12 protein-coding genes and 3 pseudogenes are annotated in these 13,367 nt (G+C 66.7%); 5 read left to right on the top strand and 10 right to left on the bottom strand.

The window, feature by feature from the left end:
- Nucleotides 1–60 precede the first annotated feature (60 nt).
- From J2X34_RS13390 to J2X34_RS13375, 4 genes and pseudogenes are all read right to left on the bottom strand, one after another.
- A pseudogene (locus tag J2X34_RS13390) lies at nucleotides 61–334 on the bottom strand (hypothetical protein); the annotation flags it as partial.
- A gap of 3 nt (nucleotides 335–337) precedes the next feature.
- Nucleotides 338–463 (bottom strand): annotated as a pseudogene (locus J2X34_RS13385) (IS481 family transposase); the annotation flags it as partial.
- 5 nt (nucleotides 464–468) lie between these two features.
- Complete coding sequence (locus tag J2X34_RS13380) at nucleotides 469–1,902, bottom strand: DHA2 family efflux MFS transporter permease subunit (RefSeq protein WP_429517722.1); 1,434 nt, start codon at nucleotides 1,900–1,902, stop codon at nucleotides 469–471.
- On the bottom strand, nucleotides 1,899–2,516 hold the full coding sequence (locus tag J2X34_RS13375; RefSeq protein WP_114720961.1) for an NADPH-dependent FMN reductase: 618 nt from the start codon (nucleotides 2,514–2,516) through the stop codon (nucleotides 1,899–1,901). The genes J2X34_RS13380 and J2X34_RS13375 overlap by 4 nt, the downstream gene beginning before the upstream one ends.
- A gap of 66 nt (nucleotides 2,517–2,582) precedes the next feature.
- Between J2X34_RS13375 and J2X34_RS13370 the strand changes: the two genes are divergently transcribed.
- Nucleotides 2,583–3,170 carry a TetR/AcrR family transcriptional regulator gene (locus tag J2X34_RS13370; RefSeq protein ID WP_114720958.1) on the top strand — a complete coding sequence of 196 codons (588 nt, stop codon included), beginning with the start codon at nucleotides 2,583–2,585 and terminating at the stop codon, nucleotides 3,168–3,170.
- A gap of 173 nt (nucleotides 3,171–3,343) precedes the next feature.
- Here J2X34_RS13370 and J2X34_RS13365 read toward each other — a convergent pair whose 3' ends face one another.
- The gene (locus J2X34_RS13365; protein WP_429517720.1) at nucleotides 3,344–3,952 is read right to left on the bottom strand and encodes a TetR/AcrR family transcriptional regulator; all 609 of its coding nucleotides are present in this window, start codon (nucleotides 3,950–3,952) and stop codon (nucleotides 3,344–3,346) included.
- Between the two features lie 198 nt (nucleotides 3,953–4,150).
- On the opposite strand from J2X34_RS13365, the gene J2X34_RS13360 reads away from it, so the two are divergent.
- Complete coding sequence (locus J2X34_RS13360; protein ID WP_429517718.1) at nucleotides 4,151–5,272, top strand: alpha/beta hydrolase; 1,122 nt, start codon at nucleotides 4,151–4,153, stop codon at nucleotides 5,270–5,272.
- A gap of 12 nt (nucleotides 5,273–5,284) precedes the next feature.
- Here J2X34_RS13360 and J2X34_RS13355 read toward each other — a convergent pair whose 3' ends face one another.
- The 4 genes from J2X34_RS13355 to J2X34_RS13340 all read right to left on the bottom strand — a co-directional run bounded on the left by J2X34_RS13355 (nucleotide 5,285) and on the right by J2X34_RS13340 (nucleotide 10,098).
- A complete protein-coding gene (locus J2X34_RS13355) occupies nucleotides 5,285–5,710 on the bottom strand; it encodes a VOC family protein (protein ID WP_429517716.1) in 426 nt (141 codons plus the stop codon).
- Nucleotides 5,711–5,762: 52 nt separating this feature from the next.
- Nucleotides 5,763–6,794, bottom strand: coding sequence for a zinc-binding dehydrogenase (locus J2X34_RS13350; RefSeq protein ID WP_429517869.1), 1,032 nt, complete (start codon nucleotides 6,792–6,794; stop codon nucleotides 5,763–5,765).
- Nucleotides 6,795–6,930: 136 nt separating this feature from the next.
- Nucleotides 6,931–8,748 (bottom strand): BCCT family transporter, encoded by a 1,818-nt coding sequence (locus J2X34_RS13345; RefSeq protein ID WP_429517714.1) that lies wholly within the window; start codon nucleotides 8,746–8,748, stop codon nucleotides 6,931–6,933.
- A 276-nt stretch (nucleotides 8,749–9,024) separates the two neighbouring features.
- Nucleotides 9,025–10,098 carry a 3-deoxy-7-phosphoheptulonate synthase gene (locus J2X34_RS13340; RefSeq protein WP_429517712.1) on the bottom strand — a complete coding sequence of 358 codons (1,074 nt, stop codon included), beginning with the start codon at nucleotides 10,096–10,098 and terminating at the stop codon, nucleotides 9,025–9,027.
- A 339-nt stretch (nucleotides 10,099–10,437) separates the two neighbouring features.
- Here J2X34_RS13340 and J2X34_RS13335 point away from each other — a divergent pair.
- Both J2X34_RS13335 and J2X34_RS13330 read left to right on the top strand, forming a co-directional pair.
- Nucleotides 10,438–10,905: pseudogene (locus J2X34_RS13335) on the top strand (ATP-binding cassette domain-containing protein); the annotation flags it as partial.
- 2 nt (nucleotides 10,906–10,907) lie between these two features.
- Nucleotides 10,908–11,297, top strand: a complete 390-nt coding sequence (locus J2X34_RS13330) for a response regulator transcription factor (RefSeq protein ID WP_429517710.1) — start codon at nucleotides 10,908–10,910, stop codon at nucleotides 11,295–11,297.
- Here J2X34_RS13330 and J2X34_RS13325 read toward each other — a convergent pair.
- Nucleotides 11,294–11,932 (bottom strand): TetR/AcrR family transcriptional regulator, encoded by a 639-nt coding sequence (locus J2X34_RS13325; RefSeq protein ID WP_429517708.1) that lies wholly within the window; start codon nucleotides 11,930–11,932, stop codon nucleotides 11,294–11,296. The genes J2X34_RS13330 and J2X34_RS13325 overlap by 4 nt on opposite strands.
- Nucleotides 11,933–12,100: 168 nt before the next feature.
- Here J2X34_RS13325 and J2X34_RS13320 point away from each other — a divergent pair, with 168 nt between their 5' ends.
- On the top strand, nucleotides 12,101–13,354 hold the full coding sequence (locus J2X34_RS13320; RefSeq protein WP_429517706.1) for a cytochrome P450: 1,254 nt from the start codon (nucleotides 12,101–12,103) through the stop codon (nucleotides 13,352–13,354).
- The last annotated feature ends 13 nt before the right edge of the window (nucleotides 13,355–13,367 follow it).

The raw sequence follows: 13,367 nt of genomic DNA, 5'->3' as shown, positions 1-13,367 counted from the left end.
TCTGATGACGACTTGGTTCTGCGTCTACGTGATCTACCGACTCGTGACCGACAAGTCCGGCTAGTTGTATGAAGCCAGGACGTTGGTTACACCGAACGTGGAGTTTCGAGGTCGGCGGACGGTCGCCGACGGCAGAGTGTGGCCTGTGGAGGACCTTGGCGAAGTCCTTGGCCCGATAACAGCTGTCATTGTCGATGACGATCCGCTGAATGTGGAGGATGCCGTGGGCTGTGAAGAATGCGCGGGCGCGGTGCATGAAACCGATTGCGGTGACTGACTTCTCATCGGGCAGTGATTCGACGTAGGCGAGGCGGGAGAAGCCATCGACCGCCGAGCCCACCCACTTGCTCGCGCAGGCACGCGAGATGCCCATTTCCGCGGCGACGTGTGCGATCGGTCTGGTTTTGCACCGCTCGATCAGCAGCCTGCGTCCCTCGACTGACAGTGGTGCGTTTGCATGCAATCTCGTCACCAGTGATCCTTGTCCGATGGTTGTGGGGTCCGGGCTGGTCTTGTTGCGCGGTAGATGAGCCAAGCTCCGGTGGTGGCTCCCAGGGAACCGACCAGAAGCGCCAGATGGGCGCGAGTGAAAGCTGCTGCAAGACCTGTCTGATTGCTGGCGACGAGTACCGCGCAGATCGCTCCGCCGAGGGATCCGCCGATGCGTTGGAGGATGTTGATCTGGGCGATCGCGTCGGGGAGATGCGTAGCGCTGACGGACTTGTAGGCAGTGATGCCAGCCGGCATCGCCACCATGTTGACAGCAGCGCCGAAGACGATGAGTGGGGGTTGGAGCACCCAGATCGGCGCATTCAAGGGCAGAGCCGTCAGAACTGTGATGGTGGCTGCAGCCAGCACACCACCGGCGAGCGCCACGCGACTGGGACCGCGGCGGTCGATCCAGCGGCCGGTGATCGGGGCAGTGACCGCAGTTGCGCCTGCGAAGCCGAGGAGGCTGACCCCGGCATCGAGTGGTGTCTGCCCGCGACCGACCTGAAAGTACAGGGCGAACAGGACACCACTTCCGAAGATCAGCGCTCCCGAGAAGAACGCGGTCACGGCACCGGCACGGAATCCTGGCACCCGGAACATCTTGAGGTTGAGTAGCGGATGGGTGGATGTGAGGGTGACAGCGACAAACGCCGTCAACGCGAGGGCCGCGAAACCTGCGGCCGCGACGATGTCGGGGGCCAATTGGCCGGCGTCTCCCCACCGGCTGGCCGCGAACACCAGGGCGGGGAGCCCGACGCTGATCAGCCCGAGCCCGGTCCGGTGTAACGGGGAGGTCGTCGATGATCCGACGTCTCGGGGGAGCAGGCGGTTACCCAGTAGGAGCCCGGCCACACCAATGGGGATGTTGATCAGGAAGAGATACGGCCAGGCGGCGCTATGCAGGATGAATCCACCCAATAGGGACCCGATTGCGGGCGCCGCGCTGACGGCGATGCCGAGGGTGCCCATCACCCTCCCCAGACGGTCGGGTCCGACTGCTTGACCCAGGACAGTTTGGCCGGTCGGAATGAGGACACCTCCGGCGAGGCCTTGGAGCACGCGCGCCACGATGAGGAGCTCGATTGTGGGCGCGGCGGCGCACCCGATGGACGCCACAGTGAAAGCCGCGAGGGATGCCAGCCACAGTCGCCTACTGCCGAAGCGACGGGCGAGCCATCCCGCCAGTGGAAGAGAGACAGCCAGAGCCAGCAGGTAACCGCTCGCAACCCATTGCGTGGCCGCCAGCGAAGATCCCAACGCATGGCTGATCGAGTCCATGCCGACATTGACGATCGAGGCATCCAGGCCACTCGCGAACGCGCCGAGCACGATCACCCAGCACAGCCGCCACGTCCGTGCATCGATACGATCGGATTGCTCTCCGGCGCCGCTCACCGCCGCCGAGGTCACGGCCTGCGCCCCGCTCGAAGCGCGCCCAGTGCCTCGGACCAGTCCGCGACCTCTTCGAGCATCCGCTCGAGAATCTCCTCGTGGTGGGGCGCGGGAGTGAGCCGGCCCGGCTGCTGAATTTCCGGGAGGTCGAAGTCCGTGAAGAGACTGAGCGCGACCTGGCTGCGGACACACGCAATCTTGACCTCGGCGAGCGTCAGGCGCAGATGTTCGACCGCGCGCACACCGCCATTGAGGCCGTAGCTCACGAAGCCCGCCGCCTTGTCGTTCCACTCCGAGAACAGAAAATCGACGGCGTTCTTCAACGCGGCCGGAAACGAGTGGTTGTACTCGGGAGTGATGAACACGAAACCGTCGTAGGTAGCGATCCGTTCGGCCCAGCGACGAGTGTGCGGCTTCGCGTAGGCGCCAATGGCGGCGGGCACCGGTTCGTCCAACAGAGGCAGGTGGTACTCGGCGAGATCCACCATCTCGACCTTGGCGCGCCCACGAAGGTGTTCTTCAGCGTTCTCGTGCACCCAGTCGGCGACGAGTCTCGCCCGCCGGTGGGGGCGGGTGGATCCGACGATGACTGCGATTCGGGGTACGGACGTGGTTGCGGTATGGGTATCCATGCGCCCAAAGTACAACGAACGTTGCACTCAGTACAATGCTCGTTGTACTCGATTGGGAGGTCTCGTGTGAGTGGATACAAGGAGCGGGCATTGCTCGACGGAGCCCTGCGCGTATTTGCGCGCGATGGCTACAGCAGGGCAAGCATCCAGTCGTTGGCGACCGAGGCCGGCGTCTCCACTCGGACGATCTACAACCGATACGGCAGCAAGGAAGCGCTGTTCCTGGCGGTCATCCTCGACAGCGCCAACCGCGTCGCCGAGCGTGAGATCGCACTGGCGGGTCGGCTACTCGGCCGCATCGCAGACCTCCGCCGTGACCTGATCGCGTTCGGTGTCGCTTGGGCGACACCGGATCCGGCATCGCAGTCCCACTTCGCCATGATCCGGCAGGTGGCCGCCGACGCCGATCACATCGACCCGGACGTCCTGGCGGCGTGGCGCCATGCCGGTCCGGAGCGCGTCCGGTCCGCCATCGCCGAACATCTACTCGTCATGAGCAGCCAACGCCTGCTGAGGGTGGAGGATGGCCAGATCGCTGCCGTTCACCTGATCCAGCTCACCGCCGGCACGGTCAACTCAATCGCCTCCGCAACCGATATCGAGCACGTTGTCACTGAGGGCGTGGATGTCTTCCTCGCCGCATACGGACGTTGACCAGCAAGCTGAGCTCGCATGTACGCACCTTCTCGTCAACAACGTCACGACCCACAACAGCAAGTCCGTACCTCACGACCGGATGGGCACGAACTCACTCGGCACGGACGCAGTCGCCGCACCGACCGAATCCTGCTGCACGACAGCTTGATCGCAACGATCCCAGAACACGGCTAGGCGACCACCACGGGCCGAGCCGCCAGCCCGGCGAACATCTCGGCGAACGCCTCGAGCGACGCCTCCACCTCGTCGGCCCGGCGGTCTGCCAACCATCCCAGGATGAGGCCGTCGATGGCCGTCGTGACCATCCGACTGAGCACGGGAATCGGTACGGTCCATTCGATTTCCGCGGTCTCCGCGAGCCGCTCGAGGAACGTGCCGGTCGACGCGTAGTACTCGCGGTACTGCCACTCGGGGATGTCGCTGCGATTGGGTTCACGCAGTGCCCCGACCGTCAATTCGTAGAACACCAACTGTTTCTCGGGCTGTACGCTCACCATCCGCCACAACCCGTAGAGCCCCTTGTGGATCGACGCCCGGACGTCGACACCGGGTGACAGGGTCGCGACCGCGGTCTCGACCATCCCCGCGACCACCTCACGGGTGAGTTCTCGCAGCAACTCCTCCTTCGAGGAGAAGCAGTAGTGGAACACGCTCTGCTGCACGCCGGCCTCGGCGCAGATCGCCCGGGTGCTGGCGGCTGCCAGCCCCACGTCGGCCGTCACGCGGATCGCTGCATCGATCAGGTCTCTGCGTCGTTGTTCGACCGAAACGTATGGCATTGCAACCCTTCCCGACCATCGCACAAATGTTGTCGGCAGCGTAGTGTCCGGTCCCGCCGAGGACCAGAGTTAAGCGCAATGAATGTGCCGACTCGACCGATGTCCACTTTCACCCTTGTTTCCAAGTCGGTCAGTTGACAGACTTCGCTTGCACACCCGGACGCAGGATGTTCGGGCCCCGCGAGAGGACGAACATCGATGAAGACGACACTGCTGGAGTCGCTGCTCGAATCGGCGGTCCGCACCACGGCCACGATCGCCGGGTCGCTGCCCTCCCCGATCCAGCGGGCCCTCGCCGGCCGTCCGATCCGGGTCGACGGCCAGGAACTGAACACTGAGATCCAGTTGATGCTGCGCATGCTCGCGCTGATCCCGGACTCGGACTTCGAGGAACTGCCCCTCGAGCGGTCCCGTGCCCAGATCGATATGGAGGCAAGGCTGGTCAGCGGGCGCCCGATCCCGATGGCGTCGGTGGAGACCGTGACGATTCCAGGTCCCGCGGGACCGATCCCCGCGCGTCTGTACCGTCCGGCGGGCCTGCCCGCGGCGGCGCCGCTCCTCGTGTACTTCCACGGTGGCGGTTTCGTTCTCGGCAGCCTCGACAGCCACGACTCGCTGTGCCGGTTCCTCGCCCGGCACGCCGAGATCGCGGTACTGGCGGTGGACTACCGACTGGCGCCCGAACACGCGTTTCCCGCCGCGGCGGACGATGCGGTGGCCGCATTCCGCTTCGCGGTGCAGAACGCGTCCACGCTCGGCATCGACCCGGATCGTGTGGCGGTGGCCGGTGACAGCGCCGGCGGCAATCTCGCCGCGGTGGTCTCCCAGATCACCCGCGCCGACGCGACCCGGCCGGCGTTCCAGATGCTGTTCTTCCCGTGGCTGGACATGACGGTCAAGCGGCCGTCGTACGGGTTGTTCAGTGATGGCTTCTTCCTCACCGAAGCCCAGATGGATTGGTACACAGGCCACTACGTGCCCGACGAACAGGACCGCACCGATCCGCGCGCATCACCGATCCTCGCCGCGGACCTCACCGGCCTGCCGCCCGCCTACGTCGCGATCTCGGGCTTCGACGTGCTGCGGGACGAGGGCCTCGAGTACGCCGAGCGACTCCGCGCAGCGGGGGTGCCGACGACCCTGCGCGTCCACAGCGGACTGGTCCACGCCTTCGTGAACCTCACCGGCTACGGTCGCGCCGGCGTCGACGCGCTACTCGAGGCGGCCGGCGCCCTACGGGTGGGTCTGTCGTTCGCGCCCCGCTCCGCAGCGGCACCGGAACTCGAGGCCCGCGAGGCCGCCGTGGAAGCCACTGACTGACCGCCTGACCACTCAGCTCACGCAGAACTCGTTGCCCTCCGGGTCCGTCATCGTGATCCAGATGCTCGGCCCCTGCTGCCCGCGGTGGAGGATCGACGCCCCGGCGGCGACGAGTTCGGTCGCCACCTCCTCGCGACGATCCCCCACGCGGAGATCGAGGTGCAGCCGGTTCTTCACCGACTTGCTCTCCGGAACCAACTGGAAGAGCATTCGCGGGCGTTGCGGATGCTCGGGGTCGCGGATCGCCGCGCCCTCCCTCCAGACGAGTACGCCCTCGAACACCAGGGTGTCGGACTCCTGCGCGTGACCGGCCGCCACGAGACCTCGGATGAACTGCTCGTCGCTGGGCTCGACCTGCCAGCCCAGCGCGTTCGCCCACCACTTGGCCTGCAGGTGCGGGTCCTTCGAATCGACTGTGATCTGAATTTCGTATGCCATGCGCCGACGCTACTGCCGGGCACCGACAGAATCCGGCGCACGGGACCGATACTCAGGGCTGCACGAGAATTCGGATCGGGCTCCCCTCGTGGCCCAGCAGCTTCTCGATGCCCTTCGCGACATCCTCGAGCGGGATGATCTCGCTCACCGACCGGGACAGGTCCAGGCGTCCGCGCGACACCAGCTGGGCCAGCGTCTCGATGTCGGCGACGTTGTAGCCGAGGTGCCCCATGACGTGCTTCTTGGACAGCACCAACGCCGCGGTCGATCCCAGCGAGACGTCCTGTCCGCTCATGCCGACCACCACCAGCCGTCCGCCGACGTCCAGGCAGCTCAGGGCCTGCTCGGAGGTGACCTTGAGGCCGGCCGCATCGAACGCGACGTCGAGCATCTTGCCGCCGGTAGCCTCCCTCACCTTCTCCCGCAGGTTTTCGTCACGCGAGTCGAATGCGAAGTCGGCGCCGAGTTGGAGGGCCCGCTCACGGACCACGGGATTGATGTCGAAGGCGATGATGGGGACCGCCCCGACCAGGCGCGCGAGTTGCACGATGTGCGTGCCGATCCCGCCGACACCCCACACTCCGACGGACTCGCCGACCTTGACCTGGCCGGTCCCCACCACGGCGCCGAACGGCGTGGAGACCGCATCGGCCAACAGTGCCGCCTGCTCGAGCGGAACGTTGTCGGGCACCCTGGTGAGCCCACCCGCCTGCGCCACCGTGTACTCGGCCCAGGCGCCGTCGTAGGCGAAGGCCATCAGCTGGATGTTCAGACAATTGGTGAAGTCGCCGCGACGACAGTTGCGGCACTTCATGTCCGGTTTGCCGGCAGACGGGATCACCCGGTCGCCCACCTGCCAGCCCTGGACGCCGGGACCCAGCGCGGCGATAGTGCCCGACGATTCGTGCCCCTGGGTCACCACCGGCAGCATCGCCGGGAAGGTACCGTCGAGCAGGCTCAGGTCGGAATGACAGATACCGCAGAACGCGACCTTGACCAGGACCTCACCGGGACCCGGCTCGGGGATCGGAACATCCTCCACCACATTGGTTTTCGTATCCGCATGAAACCGCGCCGCGCGCATCGTCCGCTTGCTTTCCGCCACAGTGCATCCTTTCCGAATCACGGATGCGTGGGCACGAGATCGGCGATGCCCGCACTCCGTGGAGTCGACAGACCCGAACGCCGCTCACCTTACGCCGGTCGCTCCCGGTGGTGGGCTACGGCGTTTCTGCGCGTGCAGGCTGCCGCGACTGACCCTCGGCCGAGTCCGCGAACTCCGGGGTGTCGAACACCTCGCCGCCGAGCGGGTCGGTCGCCCGCGCGGCGTCGTCGAGCGTCACCGCACCCGAGTCCGGGTCGACGCTCACCGCGCCGGTCGGAACCTCGTGCACCGCGAAGATCCGGTGCCGGGCGCCGGCAGGGCCGGATCGCCCGGCCGGGGGCGCCGTCAGCCCTGCCAGCGTCGCCGAGACGCCCGACCGGCGCCCGCGGTCCTCGGCCGGTCGGTCCCCGCCGGCCGACGAGATCCGGACGTACCGCGGTGCGGCGGCCACCTCGTATCGGAAGGCCTTGAGCATCGAGATGCAGGCGAGGACCAGCACCACCGAGAACGGCACCGCCGTCGCGATCGACGCCGTCTGCAACACCGTCAGCGATCCGCTGCCGCCGACCAGCAGCAGCACCGCCGCGACCACCCCCTGGAGCACCGCCCAGTAGACGCGCGTCAGCACCGGCGTGCCCATGTCGCCGCCCGTCGACAGGATGTCGATGACGAGGGAACCCGAGTCGGCCGAGGTCACGAAGAAGAAGATCACGATCGCGATCGCCAGGAGGCAGGTCACGGTCGCCAGTGGCAGTCCGCCGAGGAGCGTGAACAGGCTCGTGTTGGTGTCGACGACGCCGTCGGCGCCGAGCATGTCACCGTCGTTGCGCTGGCGGAGAATGCCGGAGCCACCGAAGATCGTGAACCACAGAGAGCCGACGAGGGTGGGGGCGAGCAGCACGCCGAAGACGAACTCGCGGATGGTGCGGCCCCGGGAGATGCGGGCGATGAACATGCCGACGAACGGCGCCCAACTCATCCACCAACCCCAGTAGAAGATGGTCCAGGCCCCGGCCCATCCGTCCTCCGCGAACGGAGATGTCCGCAGCGCCATCTTCGGCAGGGCCTGCATGTAGCCGCCGAGGTTCTGGACCCACGACTGCATGATGAACAGCGTCGGCCCCAGCAGCAGGACGAACACGGCGAGCGCCACCGCGAGCAGCATGTTGATGTTGGAGAGCCACTTGAGGCCCTTGGACACCCCGGACACCACCGAGAACGTCGCGAGCGCGGTGACGCCGGCGATCAGCGCAATGATCAGCCAGTTGTCGACCTCCACCCACCCCAGGTACTCGAGACCCGCGGTGATCTGCTGGATCCCGAATCCGAGCGAGGTCGCGACACCGAACAGGGTGCCCACGATCGCGACCACGTCGATCGCGTGCCCGATCGGACCCTCGATGCGGCGTCGACCCAGAAGCGGCTCGAGCAGCCACCGCACCGAGAGCGGACGGCCCTTGCGGTAGGTCATGTACGCCAGACCCAAGCCGACGACGACGTAGATGGCCCACGCGTGCAGGCCCCAGTGGAACAGGGTCAGTTCCATGGCCTGGTTGGCGGCGGCGTCGGACGAGCCGGCGACCCGACCGGCCTCCGGCGGTTTCACGTAATGCGAAAGCGGTTCTGCAACACCGTAGAACACCAGACCGATGCCCATACCGGCACTGAAGAGCATCGCGAACCAGGACAGGACCGAGAATTCGGGTTCCTCGTCGTCCCGCCCAAGTCGGATGTTGCCGATCCGGCTCACCCCGCAGTACAGCGCGAACACCACGAATCCGGTGGCGGCGAGGATGTACCACCATCCGACCCCGTCGGAGATCACCCGATTGAGCGACTCGAACGCACCCTCCGCGGCGCTCGAGTACACCACCGCAAACGCGATCATCGCGAAGATCACGATCGAGGCCGGCACGAACACCGGTTTCTTCATCGCACGCCAAGCATTGCGCACATTCACTACTGCGAACTCCCTTCCGCGCTATCTGCGCGCCGGAATCGGGTGCAGACGGCAGAAGGCACTTGTCCAACGTAGGGGTCCTTCGCGGTATTCGCCCGACTCGATCGGGATACCGACCACCCCGAACCGCCGATACCTGCTGGCCTCAGCCGCGCGAAGCGCCGATGGTGGCATCCGCCACCATGTGCGGAAGACACCCGCCGCACCCACCCCGGGCACGGGGTGGGTGCGTGGCGTGCGGTGTCCGGCTCAGCGGCGCGCGGCCACCGCGGCAGCGAGTCGATCCAGGGTCGCCGCGGTGGTGTCCCAGTCGATGCACGCGTCGGTGATGGACTGGCCGTAGGTGAGTTCGTCGGCCTGCCCGAGGGTCAAGTCCTGACGCCCGGCCTCGATGAAGCTCTCGAGCATGATGCCGACGATGCCCTTCTCGCCGGCCTCGATGCGCTCGGCGATGTCGATGACCACGTCGACCTGCTTGTTGTGGTCCTTGCGGCTGTTGCCGTGGCTGGCATCGACCACGACGCGCTCGGGCAGACCCGACTTACGCAGGCGCGCAAGGGTGTCCGCGACCGTCTCGGCGTCGTAGTTCGGTCCGTCTGTGCCGCCGCGCAGGATCACGTGGCAGTCCGGGTTGCCGACCGTGTGGATCAGCGCCGCCTGGCCCTCGAGATCGGTGCCGGGGAACACGTGGCTGGCGGCCGCCGCACGGGTGCCGTCGACCGCGACCTGAACGTCGCCCTCGGTGGAGTTCTTGACGCCGACCGGCATGGACAGCGCGCTGCACAGCTGACGGTGCACCTGACTGGCCGCGGTCCGGGCACCGATCGCGCCGTAGGTCACCAGGTCCGCGATGTACTGCGGGATGATCGGGTCGAGGAACTCGCAGCCGACGGGCAGGCCCAGACGGGAGATGTCGAGCAGCAGCTTGCGGCCCATCCGCAGGCCGGTGTTGATGTCGTAGGTGCCGTCGAGGTGCGGGTCGTTGAGCAGGCCCTTCCAACCCAGCGTGGTGCGCGGCTTCTCGAAGTACACGCGCATCACGATCTGCAGGTCGTCGCGCAGTTCCTCGGCCTTCGCGGCGAGACGACGCGCGTAGTCCATCGCGGCCTCGGGATCGTGCACCGAGCACGGGCCCACGACGACGACCAGGCGGTCGTCGTCGCCGTTGAGGATGTTCACGGTGTCGGCGCGGCCCGAGCGCACGGTGGCCGCGGCCACCTCGTCGGGGGTGTGCTCGGCGCGCACGACGGACGGCGCAACGAGCGGGCTGATACTGACGGTGCGCTGATCGTCGAGGCGCTGATCATTGGCGATAACGGTCATGGGGTTCGGTTTCCTGTTCTCAGGCCGACCCTCGAAGACTGTGAAGAATCCCAGCGAGCCGGTCTGTCATCCGGCTCTGGGGTGGATTGTCAGCGCGTGGTTACGCCGACCGACCCACCCGGGGCCGGCCTGCTAAACCAGAAATAGGTCGCTGACACGTTTGCCAGGTTAGCGGCACTTCCGACCGGTCGCACACCGACCCCCTCGAACGAGACGACGATCACACTCCTGCGCCCCACCGAGGTGCAGGCCGGTGAGCGACCGACAAACCCTGACAAATGTCACGGGTAGCTCGTGACGGAAGTGTGAGGGCGATCGGGTCGGCGCTGCGCAGATTGGCTGCGCCGCGCCGGGATCCTCGACATCACGTCCCGCCCGGTCCGCAAGTGCTCCGGTGGACAGCAGCAGCGGCTGCGGTTCGCGATGGCGCTGCTGCCCGACCCGTCGCTGATCCTGCTCGACGAACCGACGGCCGGCTTGGACGTCGAGGGGCGCCGCCAGTTCTGGTCGGCGATCCGTGCCGACGCCGACGCGGTCCGCGCCGTCGTATTCGCGACCCACGACCTCGAGGAGGCCGACGCCTACGCCGACCGCATCGTGCTGGTGCGACAGGGCCGGGTGGTCGCGGACGGCACCACCGCCGAAATCAAGGCGCTGACGGCCGGCCGCATCCTGCGCGCGACGCTACCCGGCGCGAACACCGAACTGCTGCAGTCCATCCCGCACGCCGACGCCGTCGAACTGCGCGGTCAGTCAGTCGTGGTGCACTCGTCGGACACCGACGGCGTCGCCCGATTCCTGCCCACCACGTGGTCGCCGAGGTGGGTCGCGGTGACGAGGTGGTCGGGGCCGCCGTCGAACACCACCCGGATGTCGCATTGCTCGACGTGGAAATGCCGGGACTGGACGGCATCTCGGCCACCGCGGCGCTGCGGGAGGCGATGCCGTCGACCCGCGTGCGTGTCGTCGACCCGGCGCTGGCCGCGGACAGCCTCGTCAGCGGCGAGTCACCGCTCACCGAACGCGAGACCGAGGTGCTGCGGGCAGCGCGCGACGGAGCGCCGGTGGCATCGATCGCAGCGACGCTGTTCCTGTCCGCGGGGACCGTCCGTAACCATCTGTCCTCGGCGATCGGCAAGACGGGCGCGGGCACCCGCACCGAGGCCGCGCGCATCGCCGACGCGAACGGCTGGCTCTAACCCGGGAAGAGCGGACCGTCGGGCAGCTCGGCCAGGCACGCCATCGTGCCCATCTCGACGAGGTTGACGACGAAAGTGTCGTGGTCGAGCGGAAACTCGCGTTCGGCGTCGTACGCCCGAGCCCGCGCGGCCATACCGGAGACCATGAAGTTGATCGTCAGGCGATAGCGTTCCTCCCGCACGGCGTCACTCATGCCGACCATCGATCGGCGGACGAGGTCCTTCGCGATCTCGCTGGCCGGTATGTACTGCGCGTCGGCCAGACCGCCGCGCCGCTCGTACACCTCGGCCACGATCTGCATGAAGTCCCGCCCCCGATCGTCGAGGAGCTTCGCAGCGAACGGGACCGTCAGCGCGCCGATCGAGTCGCGAAGAGCGGACTTCGAAGGCTCCCGGCCTACGCAGTACCGCTCGACCATCTCTTCGATGCACTCCTTGATGTCCCCCATGTGACGCACCACGATCGCTTCGAGCAGGCCCTCCCGGGAGCCGAAGTAGTAGTGGACCGCGGAGTCGTTGCGAACCTCGGCCAAATCGTTGAGGTCCCGGATGCGGGCCCGATCGATACCTTCACGCGCGAACAGGTACTCCCCGGCTCGCATCAATCGCTCTTTCGCGGGAATGTCCGCCACCATGCTTGACAGCCTAACAAACTCCGTTAGTGTGTTCCGCATCACTCTTAACAGGCTCCGTTAACTGGATCTTTCTTCCGGGTTCGACGCTCTCACCAGCGTAGATCCCGCGTCACACGCTTGTTCTCAAACTCCACGGCACCTTCTCCGACGACCCTGAAGGATCAGCAAATGGATCTTCGAGCACCAATAGATCTTCCCGAAGGAATCGACTTCACCCATCCGTCGACATTCGAGGACGGGATACCGCACGACCTCTTCGCCGAACTTCGCCGGTCGGCGCCGGTGTGGTGGAATCCCCAGCGCCGCGGCGCCGCCGGCTACCAGGACGACGGATTCTGGGTGGTGTCCACCCACGACCTCGTCCAGGAGGTGTCCCGCTCCGACGGGGTGTTCTCCTCGTGGGAGAACACCGCATTGGTGCGCAACGAGGACGACTGCCCCCGGGCCCAGGTCGAGGCCGGCCGGTTGACCCTGTTGAACAAGGACGGGCCGGAACACGCGACACTTCGCCGCATCATCACTCGCGGGTTCACACCGCGCGCCATCAACGGCCTCCGCGACACCCTGCGCGTCAGGGCCGAGGACATCGCCCGTACGGCAGCGACTCTCGGCCGCGGCAACTTCGTCGAGCAGGCCGCGTGTGAACTACCGCTTCAGGCGATCGCCGACCTCCTCGGTATTCCGCAAGAGGACCGCCGCAAGATCTTCGACTGGTCCAACACGATGACGAGCCGCGACGATCCCGACGTCATGGACGACCCCCTCGTCGCGGTGCGGGAGGTCATGGAATACGCCCACGCCATGGCCACCGATCGGCGCGCGCGGCCCGCCGACGACATCGTCACCAAACTGGTCCAGGCGCAGATCTCGGACGGCTCCCTCACACCGGAGGAGTTCGCGCACTTCGTGATCCTGCTCATCGTGGCCGGCAGCGAGACCACGCGGAACTCGATCACCCAGGGGGTGATGGCGTTCGTCGACAACCCCGAGCAGTGGGAACTGTACAAACGCGAGCGACCCGCGACGGCAGTCGACGAGATCATCCGCTGGGCGAGCCCGGTGCTGTCGTTCCAGCGGACGGCGACCTGCGATACCGAACTCGGTGGTCAGCACATCCGCAAGGGCGACCGCGTCGTGATGCTGTACGCATCCGCGAACTACGACGAGCAGGTCTTCGACGATCCCCGGCGATTCGACATCACGCGTTCCCCGAACCCGCACCTGTCCTTCGGCGGCACCGGTGTGCACTACTGCGTCGGAGCCAACCTCGCCCGCCTGGAGGTCGATCTCATGTTCAACGCGATCGCCGACCACCTTCCCGACATCAGCGTTCTCGGCCCTCCGGTGCGAATGCACTCGGGGTGGCTCAACAGCATCAAGGCACTGCCCGTCGACTACGGCTCCTGCCCGGTCGCCCACTGAATCGGCAAGGAGA

The sequence above is a fragment of the Rhodococcus sp. BE178 genome (assembly GCF_050433545.1).
Lineage (GTDB): Bacteria > Actinomycetota > Actinomycetes > Mycobacteriales > Mycobacteriaceae > Prescottella.
Note: the sequence above shows the minus strand (reverse complement) of the source record. Positions and strands in the feature narration are given on the sequence as shown.

Bases quoted from the DNA above. Each gene is read 5' to 3' on its own strand.
- J2X34_RS13355 (WP_429517716.1), bottom strand. From the start codon at position 5,710: ATGGCATACGAAATTCAGATCACAGTCGATTCGAAGGACCCGCACCTG.
- J2X34_RS13365 (WP_429517720.1), bottom strand. From the start codon at position 3,952: ATGCCATACGTTTCGGTCGAACAACGACGCAGAGACCTGATCGATGCA.
- J2X34_RS13350 (WP_429517869.1), bottom strand. From the start codon at position 6,794: ATGCGCGCGGCGCGGTTTCATGCGGATACGAAAACCAATGTGGTGGAG.
- J2X34_RS13375 (WP_114720961.1), bottom strand. From the start codon at position 2,516: ATGGATACCCATACCGCAACCACGTCCGTACCCCGAATCGCAGTCATC.
- J2X34_RS13320 (WP_429517706.1), top strand. From the start codon at position 12,101: ATGGATCTTCGAGCACCAATAGATCTTCCCGAAGGAATCGACTTCACC.
- J2X34_RS13360 (WP_429517718.1), top strand. From the start codon at position 4,151: ATGAAGACGACACTGCTGGAGTCGCTGCTCGAATCGGCGGTCCGCACC.
- J2X34_RS13345 (WP_429517714.1), bottom strand. From the start codon at position 8,748: ATGAAGAAACCGGTGTTCGTGCCGGCCTCGATCGTGATCTTCGCGATG.
- J2X34_RS13340 (WP_429517712.1), bottom strand. From the start codon at position 10,098: ATGACCGTTATCGCCAATGATCAGCGCCTCGACGATCAGCGCACCGTC.
- J2X34_RS13325 (WP_429517708.1), bottom strand. From the start codon at position 11,932: ATGGTGGCGGACATTCCCGCGAAAGAGCGATTGATGCGAGCCGGGGAG.